We start from the raw sequence: 14,372 nt of genomic DNA, 5'->3' as shown, positions 1-14,372 counted from the left end.
CTTAGATCACCATGAAAGCCAACGACATCAAGAAGGGCAACGTCGTCGAGTTCAACAACGGCGTGTACCAGATCCGCGACATCGAGCGCAGCTCGCCGCAGGGTCGCGGCGGCAACGTCCGCTTCCGCTTCATCATGTACAGCGTGCCGGGCGGCAACAAGCTCGACGCCAGCTTCGATGCCGACGACAACCTGGTCGAAGTCGAACTGCTGCGCCGCCAGTCCACCTATTCGTACAAGGACGGCGACGCCTTCGTGTTCCTCGATGACGAGGACTACACCCCGTACACCCTGGATGCGGACGTGATCGGCGACGACGCCGGCTACATCACCGACGGCCTGACCGGCATCTACGTGCAGGTGATCGACGAGCAGCCGGTGGCCATCCAGCTGCCGGCCTCGGTGGTGCTGGAAGTGATCGAGACGCCGCCGGAACTGAAGGGCGGCACCGCCACCAAGCGCCCGAAGCCGGCCAAGCTCAACACCGGCATCGAAATCATGGTGCCGGAGTACATCGTCAACGGCGAGCGCGTGCTGGTGAACACCGCCACCGGCGAATTCGCTGGCCGTGCCGACTAAGCGCCTTGCGCTGATCGGTTGCCTGTCCCTGCTTGCGGCGTGTTCGCCGCAGGCAACGGACAGCACGGCCGATGCTGCGCCGAACGCAGCGTCTGTCGAACCGGCCGTGACGGCAGCACCGGTGGTGGAGGCACCGGCCGCCGTGGAGGCTACCGCCGAAGCGGAGCCCACTGCCGAGCTGTCCTCGGGCGATGAGGCGCTGGACACGGCACGTGCAGCCGCAGGTTGTCCGGTATCGGAGGACGTGTATGACGTCGATGACGTGCGCATCTACTGCGCGATGCCGGCCGACGTGCAGGCCTTCCTCGCGCGCGAGAACACCTGCCAGCACTTCGCTGGCGAAGAGCCGTACGACGACGAGCGTCGCCGCGAACTGGAAGAGGCCAGCGCCAAGTACTGCGAGGGCCGCAAGAAGATTTTCACCGATCTGGTCGCGCGTCATCGCGACGACTGCGCTGTCCGCGAAGCGCTGATCGGGATCAACAGCCGCTATGACCTGGACTTCGATCTCGACCTGAAGCCCTGCGAAGGCTGATCGATCAACGCCGGGCATGGCCCGGCGCTACCGGGACGGGGCCGCGCCCAATCCCGTGCATCACATGCATCATGCGGTAGCGCCGGGCCATGCCCGGCGAGCGCAGCGGCCGCAGAAAGCGACGCCGAGCATCGCCCGGCGCCACCGATCCGCGCAATCACGCGTTACTTCGTGCCGAAGTTGCCGCAGCCGTGATACTGGCGGGTTCCGATGGTCAGATTCACCTTGGCATCGAAGGCCTCGCCACTCATGTCGTCCTGGCAGGTAGTGCGCTGGAAGCTGAGCTTGACGTCGGTGCCATCGGACGCCTTGCCGCTCCAGCCGTCAGCACCTTCGGTGGGCTTGGCGACGTCGAAGCGACGCTCGCCGTAGTCGACTTCCACCTGCAGGCCGGGCGTGTCGCCGTCAACGATGGCCAGCCAGCCCGGCTCGTTGCCGGTGGCACGGAACGCCGCATTGCCGGCGCTGCCATCGCCTTCGGTGGCTTCCACCGCATGGCACTCGCGGTCGGCCTCACCCTTCAGGCTCAGCAGGCCGTCATCGCTGCCCTTGGTCCAGAAGGTATTGCCCTGGCCATCACCGTACTTGGCGCCGGAAGCCGCACGCTCGGAGGTCATGGCGAAGGTACGGTCGCCGATCACCACCGTGGCCGCATCCTCACCATTGAAGGTCGCGCGCACGTCCAGATCGCCACAGCGATAGGTGGTCTCGCTGCCAGCACCGGTACTGGGGCTTGGCTGAGGGGCGGCCGGTTCGGGGTTGCTGCTGCCCGCGACGGGCGGTTGGGCTGGCTGGCACGCGGCCAGGACCAACCCCAGGGAGGCTGCCAACAGACTGGGAACTACACGCATGGCTCGACTCCTTGTCGACACTACAGAGATGCTCGACCCTACCATCTGGCGGTGAGCGGGGCCTGAAAGCGGCCTGACCGCGGTCATGCGGCCAGCACCGCCATCGACAGCAACTGCGCACCACTGTCGCCGGAACTGCAGGTCCAGACCCGCAGCAGGCGCAGTTTCAGTTCGCGCTCCTGGCCCTGCTCGCGCACCGACAAGCGCACATCGCTGGACAGCAGCGCCAAGCGGCCACACAGCAGCGTTTCCGTCGCGCAGGACTGCAGGCCAAGCACCTGCAGGCGGCCGCCCAGCCACTCGCGCAACCACGGCAGGTCGAGCATGCGCCCACCCTGCCCGTCCATCATGAACAAGGCCGGCGATACCAGCGCGGTCAGCGCATCGTGATCATCACCCAGCAGCGCTTCGCACAGGCGCTGCTCCAGCGCCCTCAATTGCAGTTCATGCAGATCTTCAACGATGTTCCGTTCCATCCACGGATCCTTCCGGCGTCGGCCGGCGTCTGCGCAGGCGCTGCGCGATCCACTGCCGCGCGCCCTGCACCACTACATAGAAGACCGGCACGAAGAACACCGCCAGCACGGTCGCGCTGACCATGCCGCCGAACACGCCGGTTCCGATCGCCTGCTGGGTTTCCTTCGATGCGCCCTGCGCCAGCATCAGCGGCACCACGCCCAGCGCGAACGCCAGCGAGGTCATCACGATCGGCCGCAGGCGCAGCCGTGCCGCCTCCAGCGCCGCTTCCACCAGGCCACGGCCCTGCTGCTGCAGCTGGCGTGCGAACTCGACGATGAGGATCGCGTTCTTCGCCGACAGCCCGATCACCGTGATCATGCCGACCTTGAAGAACACGTCGTTGGGCATGCCGCGCAACAACACGGCCGCGACCGCACCGAGCAGGCCCAAGGGCACCACCAGCATCACCGCCAGCGGAATTGACCAGCTCTCGTACAGTGCCGCCAGCACCAGGAACACCACCAGCATCGAGAGCAGCAAAAGCCACGGCGCCTGCGCACCGGATTCGCGCTCCTGCAGCGACTGGCTGGTCCACTGCAGGGCGAAGCCGGACGGCAGCTTCTCCGCCAACCGCTCCATCTCCGCCATCGCCTGGCCGGTCGAAACACCGGAGGCCGGGGCGCCGGACAGGTTCAGCGCCGGGAAACCGAGATAGCGCTGCAGCTGCAGGGGCGCCTCGGTCCAGTGCGGGGTCACCAGCTCGGACAACGCCACCATGCCGCCTTCGCTGTTGCGAACGTACAGCTTCAGCACGTCCTCCAGTTCCATCCGGTGCGGCGCGTCGGCCTGGAGGATCACCTGCTGCAGCCGTCCCTTGTTGGGGAAGTCGTTGACGTACTGCGAACCCATCGCTGCCGACAGCGTGCTGCTGATATCGGCGAAGCCCACGCCCATCGCCTCGGCCTTGGCGCGGTCGATGTCCAGCCGCACACTGGTGCCTGCAGGCAGGCCATCGGCATGCACCTCCGACAGCAGCGGGCTTGCCTCGGCAAGCTTCAGCAGCCGCTGCAGTGCCGCTCGCAACTCGGCCTGGCTCTCCCCGGTACGCGCCTGCAGGGCCAGCGAGAAACCGGAGGAGCGTCCCAGGCTGTCGATCGCCGGCGGCATCACGCTCATCACCTCGCCCTCGGCCAGCGTGGACATGGCCTTCTGCGCGGCCTCCACCTCTCCGGCCGCGGTGGCACCGGCGCGCTCGCCCCAGTCCTTCAGCATGGTGTAGGTCAGCGCCGCACTCGGACCGGAGCCGGAGAAGCTGTAGCCGAGGATCGACTGGTTGGAGCCGATGCCCGGACGCGAGGCCACGTGCTGCTCGTAGGCTTCGACCACGGCCAGCGTGCGCTCGGCGGTGGCTTCGGCCGGCAGCTGGATCGAGGTCATGAAATAGCCCTGGTCTTCTTCCGGCAGGAACGCACCGGGCAACCAGTGCAGGCCCAGCAGCAGTGCCACCACCAGTGCGGCGAACACGCCCATCACCCGCCCACTACGCTGCAGCACCGAGGCCACGCCACGCTGGTAGCGCCCGGTCATCTTCTCGAAGCCACGATTGAAAGCACCGAACAGCCCACCCCGACCATGGTGGCCATGGGTATTCGGGCGCAGCAGGGTCGCGCACAGCGCCGGGGTCAGGCTCAGCGCCAGCAGTGCCGAGAACAGGATCGACACCGCCATTGCCACGGTGAACTGGCGGTAGATCGCGCCGACCGAGCCACTGGCCAAGGCCATCGGGATGAACACGGCGGTCAGCACCAGCGTGATGCCGATCACCGCACCGGTAAGCTCGCGCATCGCCTTGATGGTCGCTTCGCGCGGCGGCAGGCCCTCCTCGGCCATGATCCGCTCCACGCCCTCGACCACCACGATCGCGTCGTCGACGATGATGCCGATCGCCAGCACCATGCCGAACATGGTCAGCACGTTGATCGAGAAGCCCAGCGCCAGCATCACCGCGAAGGTGCCCAGCAGCGCGATCGGTGCGACCAGCGCCGGAATCAGCGTGTAGCGCCAGTTCTGCAGGAACAGGTACATCATCGCGAACACCAGCAGCATCGCTTCCAGCAGCGTCTGCACCACCTTCTGGATCGAGATCTTGACGAACGGTGCGGTGTCGAACGGAATGCTCGACTGCACACCACGCGGCAGCAGCGGCGCCAGCTCGGCCATGCGCTCGCGTACCGCCGACGCGGTGCGCACTGCGTTCGCACCAGGACGCAACTGCACGCCAGCCGCCGTCGCCGGATGGCCGTCCTCGCGGGTGCCCCAGGCATAGCTCTGCGCACCCAGCTCGATGCGGGCGACGTCACCCAGCAGCACGCGCGAACCATCGGCGCCGGCGCGCAGCACGATCGCAGCGAACTGTTCCGGTGTGGACAGCTGGCCATCGGCACTCAGCGGCACGGTGATGCGCTGGCCTGGCACGCCCGGCGAATCGCCGATGCGCCCTGGCGAGATCTCCAGGTTCTGCTGCTCGATGGCACTGGCCACATCACCCATGGTCAGCCCGTAGCCGGTCAACCGGGTCGGGTCCAGCCACACCCGCATCGCCTGCTCGGCACCGAACAGCTGCACGCGGCCGACGCCATCGATGCGGCGCAGCTCCTCGATGATGTTGCGCGCCATGAAGTCACCCAGCGCCGCCTCGCTCACGCTGGCATCCGGCGAACGCAGGCCGACCAGCATCAGGAAACCGGAATCGGCAGCCTCCACGAACAAGCCGTTCTGGCGCACGCTGCGCGGCAGGCGCGGCTCGATCGCCTTGATCCGGTTCTGCACGTCCACCTGCGCCAGCTCCGGGTTGGTGCCCGGCTTGAAGGTCGCAGTGATCGAGGCTTCGCCGGAGGTGTCCACCGATGACTCGAAGTACAGCAGGTGCTTGACGCTGGACAGCTCGCGCTCGATCAGGCCGACCACTGCGTCATTCAGCGTCTGCGGGCTAGCACCCGGGTAGCTGGCGTAGATGCTGACGCTGGGCGGTGCAACCGCCGGATAGCGTTCCACCGCCAGCCGCGGGATCGCCAGCACACCGGCCAGGATGATGAAGATCGCCAGCACCCAGGCGAACACCGGGCGATCGATGAAGAAACGTGCCATGTTGGATTTTCCTGGAGGGGCTGGCCCGGGAAAGGCTCAGCCCTTGCTGCCGGCCTGCACCGCGCCGGCGCTGGCGACCGGCATCTGCCAATCGCGCGCATCGACCACCACGCCTTCCTGCAGGCGTTCCTGGCCCTCGACCACCACCTTTTCGCCCGCCTTCAGACCGGTGCGCACCAGCCACTGGCGATCAACGCTGCCGTCGACCTCCAGCGTGCGGATCACCGCCTTGCCATCGCCACCGATCACCCAGGCATAGGCCTGGCCACCGGCGCTGCGCAGCACGGCCTGCTGCGGCACGGTCAGCGCACTGGCCGGCGCACCCCGCGGCACTTTCGCGCGCACATACATGCCGGGTAGCAGCTGGCGCTGCGGGTTGTCGACCAGGATGCGGAGGATCACATCACCGGTACGCGCATCGACGTTGATGCCGGAGAACAGCATCTGGCCACGCTCGGACAGCGGCTTGCCGGCGGCACCGATGATCGTCACCGGCAGCTCGCCACCACCGGCAGCACTGCGCTGCAGCGATTCCAGCTGGGCCGCCGGCTGGCGCACATCGACGTAGACCTGGTCGATCTGCTGTACCACCGCCATCGGCTCGGTATCGGCCACGCCGACCAGCGCGCCTTCTGTCACCAGCGCCTGATCGATGCGGCCGGCAATCGGCGCGCTGACCGTGGCATAGCGCAGGTCGAGCTGGCGACGCGCCAGGATCGCGCGCGCTTCATTCACCGCGGCACGGGCTTGTTCGTACTCGGCACTGGCATCGTCGCGGTGCTGCTGGCTGACGGCCTGTGCCGCGGCCAGTGCATGCAGGCGCTGCGACTGCACGCGACTGCGGCCCAGGGCAGCCTCACTGCGCTGCAGCGCGGCCAGTGCCGAATCGACATCGGCACGGAAGGCCGCCGGATCGATCTGGAACAGGGCCTGCCCGGCGTCTACTTCCGCGCCCTGGTCAAACAGGCGGCGCTGCACGATGCCACCCACCTGCGCTCGGATCTGCGCGGTGCGAACGGCGGCCACGCGGCCAGGCAGTTCGTCGTCACGCTGCACCACCTGCGGGCCGACGGTAACCACGCTCACGCGGGGTGCGGCTTCGGGCGTGGCTTCGGGGCTGGAGCAGGCCGTCATGGCCAAGGCGAGGGCCGCGATCAACGCGACCGGAGTCCTGAAGGTTCTCATTGCTGTGCACAATGCCGCGCAAGCGGCTGATAGGTTCTGAAGCGTGCAGTCTGCGTGGCGATGATGGGGTTTCGATGGAGGAACTGTGGAGATACGATGGAGGCAAGCACCTTAAGGCCCCGCCCCTGCATGCAAGCCTCCCCTGCCCTCGCCGCCCTCGTCCTGATCGTCGAGGATGAGGCCGAGATCGCCGACATTCTCACCGCCTACCTGGAACGCGAAGGATTGCGCACGCTCCGTGCCGCCGACGGCCACAGTGCGCTGGACCTGCATCGCAGCGCCCGCCCCGACCTGGTCCTGCTCGATGTGCAGCTGCCGCGCCTGGATGGCTGGAGCGTGCTGACACAGCTGCGCCAGCGCGGCGAGACGCCGGTGATCATGCTGACCGCACTGGACCAGGACCTGGACAAGCTGACCGCGCTGCGCATGGGCGCCGACGACTATGTGGTCAAGCCGTTCAATCCCGCTGAAGTGGCGGCACGCGTGCGTGCCGTGCTGCGGCGTACGCTGCGCACCTCGCGCGTTGACGCGCCCACCGCACTGCGCGTGGGCCCGCTGCTGATCGATTCGGCCACCCATGCCGTGCACGTCGAGGGCGAAGGCTACAGCCACGAAGTGCTGCTCACGCTCACCGAGTTCAAGCTGCTGCACTGCATGGCGCTGGCGCCGACCCGCATCTTCAGCCGCAGCGAATTGATGCACGAATGCCTGCCGGAAAGCGAGGCGCTGGAGCGCACGGTCGACAGCCATGTCAGCAAGCTGCGCCGCAAGCTGGATGAAGTGGGCATGGTCAATGTGCCGGCCAGCGTGCGTGGCGTCGGCTACCGGTTGATGGCCGACCGCTGATGGCCCGCCTGCGCCGCTCCGGGCTCAGCCGCCACATCATCGTCTCGATGTCGCTGATGGTGATCGGCGTCATCGTGATGATGATCCTGTCGTCGTGGCTGCTGTATGCAGTGCTGGTCGAATTTTTCCCCGGCACTACCGAGGAGCCGGAAAGCTGGCTGCCGACCGGCCCTGAACTGGCATGGATGGTCGGCGTGATCCTGACCGGCCTGGCACTGGCCATCGCCGCCTCGTTCCGCCTCGCCCACCGCATCCTGTCACCGTTGAATTCGCTGGTGGACAGCGTGCGCGCGCTGGCCGGCGGCGATCTGGGTGCGCGCGCCAGCGTCGAAGAGAACTCACCGGGCGAAGTGGCGACCCTGGTCGAGGACTTCAACGCCATGGCGCGGCGGCTGCAGCACGTGGAGAGCGAGCGTGCGATGTGGCATGCGGCCATCGCCCATGAACTGCGCACACCGGTGACGATCCTGCGCGGTCGCCTGCAGGGCCTGGCCGAGGGCGTATTCCAACCGGATGAATCACAGTTTCGCAGCCTGCTCGCCCAGGTCGAGGGCCTGTCACGACTGATCGAAGACCTGCGCGTGCTGAGCCTGTCCGACAACGCACGGCTGGATGTGCGACGTGCGCGCACTGATGTGGTGGCCGAGGTGCATTCGGTGATGACCCTGGTCGACCCCCAGTTCCGCGCCGCCGGCTTCGTGCTGGAACTGGAAACCAGCCGCGAAGAGCACACCGCCCATTGCGATCCGACCCGGTTGCGCCAGGCATTGCTGGCATTGCTGGAGAATGCCCGCCGCTACGCCAGCCCGGGCAAGGTGCGGATTGCCGTGCACGACACGCCCGGCCATGTGCAGGTGGCGATCGAGGACGAGGGCCCGGGCATCGACCCGGCCTTGCACGCCGATATCTTCACCCCGTTCATGCGCGCCGATGGCTCGCGCTCACGCCAGGGCGGCGGCAGCGGACTGGGTCTGGCGGTGGTCAAGGCCATCGCAGACGCGCACGGCGGCCGCGTCTACTGCTCGCCGGGCAGTGCCGGCGGCAGCCGTTTCGTCATCGAACTGCCGCGTCAATAGCCGGACTGGCTGCCTGCGTGCGCAGGTGTGAACCCAGTGCGGCCAGATTGGCATCGATCGCATCCATCTCATCGCGTTGCTTCACCGGCAGCCGCTGACGCAGCTGCACGCGCAGCGCCTGCCACGCCGGTACTGCCTGTGCGCTGGCGGTGGACACGGCCTCGGTCAGCACCGCCTGTTCGTCGGCCAACGGCAGCCCGTAGCCGGCGTCCCGCAGCAGGGTGCCCGGGCGCAGCCATTGCCCGCTCTGCTCAAGCAGCCCACGCAGGCTGCGGGTTTCTGCGCTCTCGGGCGCGGCCAGCAACCGGCGCTTGAGCACGTCACGTGCGCGCAGCTCGGCACGCCGCTGTGCGGCCTGTTCCAGCAGCAGCAGGCCGGCGCTGGCGCGCAGGTCGCCCTTCAGCAACCACGGTGCCCGTTGCTGTGCAGGCAGCTTCAACCAGCCGCGTACATCGCGTGCGGGCAATGCCAGCTGGGCTGCCGCCACGCCGAACAACTGCTGGTAGTGATCACGCGCCGAGGCGAAGTAATAGCCCTGCGCCTGCGCCGCGCCGCGATCGACCAGCACCTGTTCGTCGAGCATCTGCAGCCGTGCCAGCCGGCGCTTCAGGCCACGCGGGCTGAGCTGGGCCAGCCCGGCCTCGCCCAGCCTCGGCACGCCGGCCTGCAGCAGCTTTGCGGTTTCCACTGCGCAGTTGTTGCTGACGAAGTAGTAGCGTCCGTCGTAGCTCCAGTGCACCTGTGCGGTGCGCTCGAGCAGGCTGGCGATCTCGCTGCGCTCCAACTGCAATGGCAGCGATTGCAACCCACGCAGCTCAACCTTGGTGTATTCGTCCACCACCTGCTGCAGCGGCAGCACGAACAGCCGCGAGGGATAACCGCCGGTCAGCCCACGCCAGTTGGAAATCTGCACGTCACCGACGAACGCACGGAACGACAGTACCCGGTGGTACTCCAGGTCCAACCGGCAATCCGGCCCCGGCTCCCGGCCCGGCCGGCAGATCACCAGCCGCAGCATGCTGTGACCCCAGCGGCTCATCGGCTGCGCGCTGCCTTCGGCAAACAGGTAGTCCACCGCGTAGACGCGTGCCGGGTCGAGTTGCAGCAACGACGCCGCGCCCTCTTCCGGTTCGGCCTGCAGCAACGGCAGTGTCGTAGCGCAATGCGGCTGCGGCAACGAAGGCGGCGTTCCAAAATGCGCCTGGTACCACTGCGCCAGTGCCGGTCGCCGGCAGGCGAATTCACTGTCGAGCACGAAATGCTCGGCGTTCACCGCCAGATACTCGGCCGGACTTTTCAGTTCATAGGCATCCGGACTACGGTCACGGAAGTCGTTGTCGCCACGGCCGAGGTGCCACGGCTTGCGCTGCCACCCCGCCAGGTCCCGCCAACGCGCAGTGCGCGACCAGTCCGCACCGCCACGGTCGGCGACGTGGGTGAGTTCGTGCACCAGCGCGCTGCGGCGCGCACGGCGGGCGCCGGGCATGCCTTCATCCAGCAACCCGCGACGCAGCGCGATGCGTCCGTCGAAGGTTCGGCCGTGCACGTCGGCCGGCAGGTCATCGCGCCAGGCCACCCGCACCTGCGCAGGCAAGGCGTGCAGCAGGCCTTCCGGCAACAGCGACTGCACATCGGCCAGGGTCTGGCTGGCGAGCTGCTGCTGCGCCGGGTCGAGGCCGGCGGGGTCCAGCTGCAGGCGGTCAGCGGCGTGCGCGACGTGAGCGATCAGCAGTAGAGCCACGCCATGCGTGGCTGCGTTCCGTGCAGATGTCATGGCGTTGCCGGCCAGCGGCCGGCACTACCCGAAGGCGGGATCAACGTGCCAGCAGCGCGCGGGCCAGTTCCAGATCGCTCTGCTGCTGTGCGGCAGTGCTCTGCTCACGCAGGTTGACCAGCGCCGCCTGCAGGCGGGCACCGCGGATCTGGCCATCGCTGGCGACGAACGCAGCGGCATCGTCGCGTGCAGCCAGCACCACCTTGTCGTCACCCGAGCTGCTGCCCGAGGAACCGGAGGACGCACCGGTGGCCGAACCGGCCGAGGTGCCGGCGAAGCTGGAAGCGAAGCCGGCCAGCGGCAGGGACAGCAGGGCGAGCAGCAGGAGCGGACGGGTCATCGGTTCGAAGCCGGTTGTTAGGAAGCGTGGAGCGTAACGGGTGCGTGAAGGATTTGCCCGGCTCAAACGTCGAACAGCTTGCCGGGATTCAGCCGCGCTTGGGGATCGAACGCGCGTTTGACCGCCTTCATCAGGGCGATCTCGGCCGGGCCGCGGGTGCTGTCCAGGTAGCCCTTCTTGACCAGACCGATGCCGTGCTCGGCCGAGATGCTGCCGTCGAAGCGGGCCAGCACCTGCGCCAGCAGCTTGGTTACGTGCTCGCATTGCGCCACGAAATCAGCGTCACTGGTGTCGTCCGGCTTGAGCACGTTGATGTGCAGGTTGCCGTCGCCGATATGGCCGAACCACACCACATCGAAATGCGGGTAGGCCTGCCCGATCAGCGCCTGGGTCTCGGCCAGGAACGCCGGCATCGACGAGATCCGCACTGAAACGTCGTTCTTGTAGGGTTTATAGCGCGCCAGCGATTCGGTGATGCCCTCGCGCAGGCGCCACAGCTGCGCGGCCTGCGCGTCGCTGGCACTGATCACGCCATCGCTGACCCAGCCATTGCCCATGCAGTCCTCGAACGCGGCCATCGCCGCCGCTTCCTGGGCCTCGTCGCCGGCCGCGAACTCGGTCACCACGTAATACGGGTGCACTTCGTCGAACGGCGCCTGTGCGCCATGTGCCAGCACGTGCTCCAGTGCCCGGTCGGTGAAGAACTCGAAGGCCTGCAGCTGCAGGCGCGCGCGGAACGCGGCGAATACCTGCATCAGCACATCGAAACTGGGCAGCGCCAGCAGCATCACGTTGCTGGCCGGCGGCGGGTCGGTCAGTTTCACCGTCGCCTCGACGATCACGCCCAGCGTACCTTCCGAGCCGATCAGCAGCTGGCGGAAGTCGTAGCCGCTGGAGTTCTTGATCAGGCCCTTGTTGAGTTCAAGCAGCTCGCCGCTGGCAGTAACCACTTTCAGCCCGGCGATCCACTCGCGGGTGTTGCCGTAGCGGATCACGCGGATGCCACCGGCATTGGTGGCGATGTTGCCCCCGATCGTGCACGAGCCGCGCGCGGCGAAATCCACCGGGTAGATCAGGCCGTGGTCCAGCGCGGCGTTGTGCACGGCTTCCAGCGGCATGCCGGCCTGCACCACCAGGGTGCGATCGACCGCGTCGTAGGCCAGCGCCTTGTTCATCCGTTCCAGGCTGAGCACCAGCTCGCCGTCGGCGGCCACCGCGCCACCCGAGAGGCCGGTGCGGCCGCCCGACGGCACCACCGCCACGCCCTCGCGTGCGCTCCAGCGCATCACCGCCTGTACTTCCTCGACCGTGGCCGGCAGCGCGATCGCCAGCGGCGCCGGCGTCCAGCGCCGGGTCCAGTCGCGCCCGTAATGCTCCAGGTCGGCCGGGTCGGTCTTCAGCTTCAGGCCGGGACAGGCCTGCTGCAGCGAGGCAATGCGGGAATCGGTCATGACGGTCCAGCGCGGTGCGTGAAGAACGGGCAAGCGTGCCAGCGGCGCGCGCCAGCGTCCAGCCCCGCAGCCGCGCAGATAGCTACGGATGCAACCAATTGCGCACTGCACCATGGGCGGCACGATCTGGCATAGTGGTCAGCCCCCGTCCCACTGGCCGTGTTGCCCCATGTCGCCGAAGAAGACCTCGTTCCCGAAGCAGGATATCCGCGTGCTGTTGCTGGAGGGGGTCAGCCAGACCGCCGTGGAGGTGTTCAGCGCCGCCGGCTACAGCCAGATCGAAGCGCACACCAAGGCGCTGCCCGAGGATGAACTGAAGGCGCGCATCGCCGAGGCGCACATCGTCGGCATCCGTTCGCGCACCCAGCTCAGTGCCGAAGTGCTGGCCGAGGCCAAGCGGCTGATCGCGGTGGGCTGCTTCTGCATCGGCACCAACCAGGTCGACCTGGACGCGGCCGAGCTGGCCGGCATCCCGGTGTTCAACGCGCCCTACTCCAATACCCGCAGCGTGGCCGAACTGGTGATCGCCGAGGCGATCATGCTGACCCGCGGCATCCCGCAGAAGAACGCCGAATGCCATCGTGGCGGCTGGTCGAAGTCGGCCAGCGGCAGCCATGAGGTGCGCGGCAAGACCCTGGGCATCATCGGCTATGGCCACATCGGCACCCAGGTGGGTGTGCTGGCCGAATCGCTGGGCATGCAGGTGATCTTCCACGACGTGGAAACCAAGCTGGCACTGGGCAATGCCCGTGCAGCGGCCAGCCTGGACGACCTGCTGGCGCGTGCCGACATCGTCACCCTGCACGTGCCGGAGACCCCGTCCACGCAGTGGATGATCGGCAGCACCGAGCTGGCGAAGATGCGCAAGGGCGCGCACCTGATCAATGCCGCGCGCGGCACCGTGGTCGACATCGATGCACTGGATGCGGCCCTGGCCAGCGGTCACGTCGGTGGCGCCGCGCTGGACGTGTTCCCGGTCGAGCCGAAGGGCAACGGCGATATCTTCGAATCGCCCCTGACCCGCCACGACAACGTGATCCTGACCCCGCACGTGGGCGGCAGCACGCTGGAAGCGCAGGACAACATCGGCATTGAAGTAGCGGCCAAGCTGGTGCGCTACAGCGACAACGGCAGCACCCTGTCGGCGGTCAACTTCCCGGAAGTGACCCTGCCCGAGCACGCCGACAGCCTGCGCCTGCTGCACATCCACCAGAACGTGCCGGGCGTGCTGTCCAAGGTCAACGAGATCTTCTCGCGCCACAACGTCAACATCGACGGCCAGTTCCTGCGCACCGACCCGAAGGTGGGTTACGTGGTGATCGACATCACCGCGAGCGAGGAACAGGCCGCCGCGGTGCGCGACGAGCTGGCCGCGATTCCGGGCACGCTGCGCACGCGCATCCTGTACTGAAAAAAAGGGGACGGAGGGGATTAAGTCGTTTATGCCGCATGTGCCGCAAACGACTTAATCCCCTCCGTCCCCTTTTTCTTCAACGCGTCAACCACCGGCGCGCCATGCGCTGCATGGATTCGTCCGATTCCGGATCGGCCGCGACTTCGGTCACCGGCCGCCAGGCCAGGTCCAGCGACTCCTCGCTGAGCACGAAGGCCTCGCCACCCAGCGCCCGGATCACGAAACGCACGTCGTAGTGCCAGTGCCCTGGCACGTCCTTGCGCTCCGGAATCCAATGCTTGTCGATATCGAAGATGGCCGGATCTTCCAGCACCAGACCGCTCAGGCCCGATTCTTCTTCGGCTTCCTTCAGCGCCACTTGGGCCAGGTCGCGGTCGCCGTCGGCGTGGCCGCCCAGCTGCAGCCAGCGCTGCAGCTTGCGGTGGTGGGTCAGCAGCAGGCGCTGGCCATCGGCACTGACCAGCCAGCAGCTGGCGGTGAAGTGGCCGGCCAGTCGTTCGCGCCGGAACGGATCTTCCGGATCGTCCAACAATGTGCCGAATTCGGCAGCCAATGCGTCGTGGGCGGGCTCGCGGCGGGCATAGTCCCGCAGCAGACCACGCAGGCGATCGTCAAGCACGGCAAGGGTTTCGGCGGTCTGGCTCATGAATGGGCGGCGTTTGGAAAAATACTGCTCATTATCGCCGTTCATTGTTGCGATTGCGCTTGTGCGTTGG

General features: G+C 67.4%; 13 protein-coding genes. 5 read left to right on the top strand and 8 right to left on the bottom strand.

Annotation, left to right across the window (positions count from 1 at the left end):
* Nucleotides 1-11 precede the first annotated feature (11 nt).
* The gene (yeiP, locus tag SMAL_RS09210) at nt 12-578 is read left to right on the top strand and encodes an elongation factor P-like protein YeiP (protein ID WP_006363947.1); all 567 of its coding nucleotides are present in this window, start codon (nt 12-14) and stop codon (nt 576-578) included.
* Entirely contained in the window at nt 568-1,113 is a 546-nt protein-coding gene (locus SMAL_RS09205; protein WP_012510916.1) for a hypothetical protein, read from the top strand. The genes yeiP and SMAL_RS09205 overlap by 11 nt, the downstream gene beginning before the upstream one ends.
* Before the next feature lie 164 nt (nt 1,114-1,277).
* Here SMAL_RS09205 and SMAL_RS09200 read toward each other — a convergent pair whose 3' ends face one another.
* The 4 genes from SMAL_RS09200 to SMAL_RS09185 form a co-directional block, all read right to left on the bottom strand.
* Entirely contained in the window at nt 1,278-1,964 is a 687-nt protein-coding gene (locus SMAL_RS09200; RefSeq protein ID WP_012510915.1) for a COG3650 family protein, read from the bottom strand.
* A gap of 83 nt (nt 1,965-2,047) precedes the next feature.
* Nucleotides 2,048-2,440 carry a nuclear transport factor 2 family protein gene (locus SMAL_RS09195; protein WP_006363896.1) on the bottom strand — a complete coding sequence of 131 codons (393 nt, stop codon included), beginning with the start codon at nt 2,438-2,440 and terminating at the stop codon, nt 2,048-2,050.
* Nucleotides 2,421-5,570, bottom strand: a complete 3,150-nt coding sequence (locus SMAL_RS09190) for a multidrug efflux RND transporter permease subunit (protein ID WP_012510914.1) — start codon at nt 5,568-5,570, stop codon at nt 2,421-2,423. The genes SMAL_RS09195 and SMAL_RS09190 overlap by 20 nt, the downstream gene beginning before the upstream one ends.
* A gap of 36 nt (nt 5,571-5,606) precedes the next feature.
* A complete protein-coding gene (locus SMAL_RS09185) occupies nt 5,607-6,755 on the bottom strand; it encodes an efflux RND transporter periplasmic adaptor subunit (RefSeq protein ID WP_012510913.1) in 1,149 nt (382 codons plus the stop codon).
* Between the two features lie 129 nt (nt 6,756-6,884).
* Between SMAL_RS09185 and SMAL_RS09180 the strand changes: the two genes are divergently transcribed.
* Both SMAL_RS09180 and SMAL_RS09175 read left to right on the top strand, forming a co-directional pair.
* Entirely contained in the window at nt 6,885-7,601 is a 717-nt protein-coding gene (locus SMAL_RS09180) for a response regulator (RefSeq protein WP_041864510.1), read from the top strand.
* Complete coding sequence (locus SMAL_RS09175) at nt 7,601-8,677, top strand: ATP-binding protein (RefSeq protein WP_006363825.1); 1,077 nt, start codon at nt 7,601-7,603, stop codon at nt 8,675-8,677. Before SMAL_RS09180 ends, SMAL_RS09175 begins: the two co-directional genes overlap by 1 nt.
* Here SMAL_RS09175 and SMAL_RS09170 read toward each other — a convergent pair.
* The 3 genes from SMAL_RS09170 to SMAL_RS09160 form a co-directional block, all read right to left on the bottom strand.
* A complete protein-coding gene (locus tag SMAL_RS09170; protein ID WP_012510911.1) occupies nt 8,655-10,451 on the bottom strand; it encodes a DUF7844 domain-containing protein in 1,797 nt (598 codons plus the stop codon). The two genes, SMAL_RS09175 and SMAL_RS09170, sit on opposite strands and share 23 nt — an antisense overlap.
* 40 nt (nt 10,452-10,491) lie before the next feature.
* Nucleotides 10,492-10,791: a DUF2388 domain-containing protein gene (locus tag SMAL_RS09165; protein WP_012510910.1), complete on the bottom strand. Its 300-nt coding sequence runs from the start codon at nt 10,789-10,791 to the stop codon at nt 10,492-10,494.
* 62 nt (nt 10,792-10,853) lie between these two features.
* Entirely contained in the window at nt 10,854-12,242 is a 1,389-nt protein-coding gene (locus SMAL_RS09160; protein WP_012510909.1) for an FAD-binding oxidoreductase, read from the bottom strand.
* A 169-nt stretch (nt 12,243-12,411) separates the two neighbouring features.
* On the opposite strand from SMAL_RS09160, the gene serA reads away from it, so the two are divergent.
* Nucleotides 12,412-13,653: a phosphoglycerate dehydrogenase gene (gene serA, locus SMAL_RS09155; protein WP_012510908.1), complete on the top strand. Its 1,242-nt coding sequence runs from the start codon at nt 12,412-12,414 to the stop codon at nt 13,651-13,653.
* A 79-nt stretch (nt 13,654-13,732) separates the two neighbouring features.
* On the opposite strand, the gene SMAL_RS09150 is transcribed toward serA, so the two are convergent.
* Nucleotides 13,733-14,347, bottom strand: a complete 615-nt coding sequence (locus tag SMAL_RS09150; RefSeq protein WP_006363816.1) for an NUDIX hydrolase — start codon at nt 14,345-14,347, stop codon at nt 13,733-13,735.
* Between the last annotated feature and the right edge of the window lie 25 nt (nt 14,348-14,372).

Source organism: Stenotrophomonas maltophilia R551-3, from assembly GCF_000020665.1.
Lineage (GTDB): Bacteria > Pseudomonadota > Gammaproteobacteria > Xanthomonadales > Xanthomonadaceae > Stenotrophomonas > Stenotrophomonas maltophilia_L.
The sequence above is the reverse complement of the archived record's forward strand: the minus strand, read 5'-3'. Positions and strand labels throughout refer to the sequence as shown.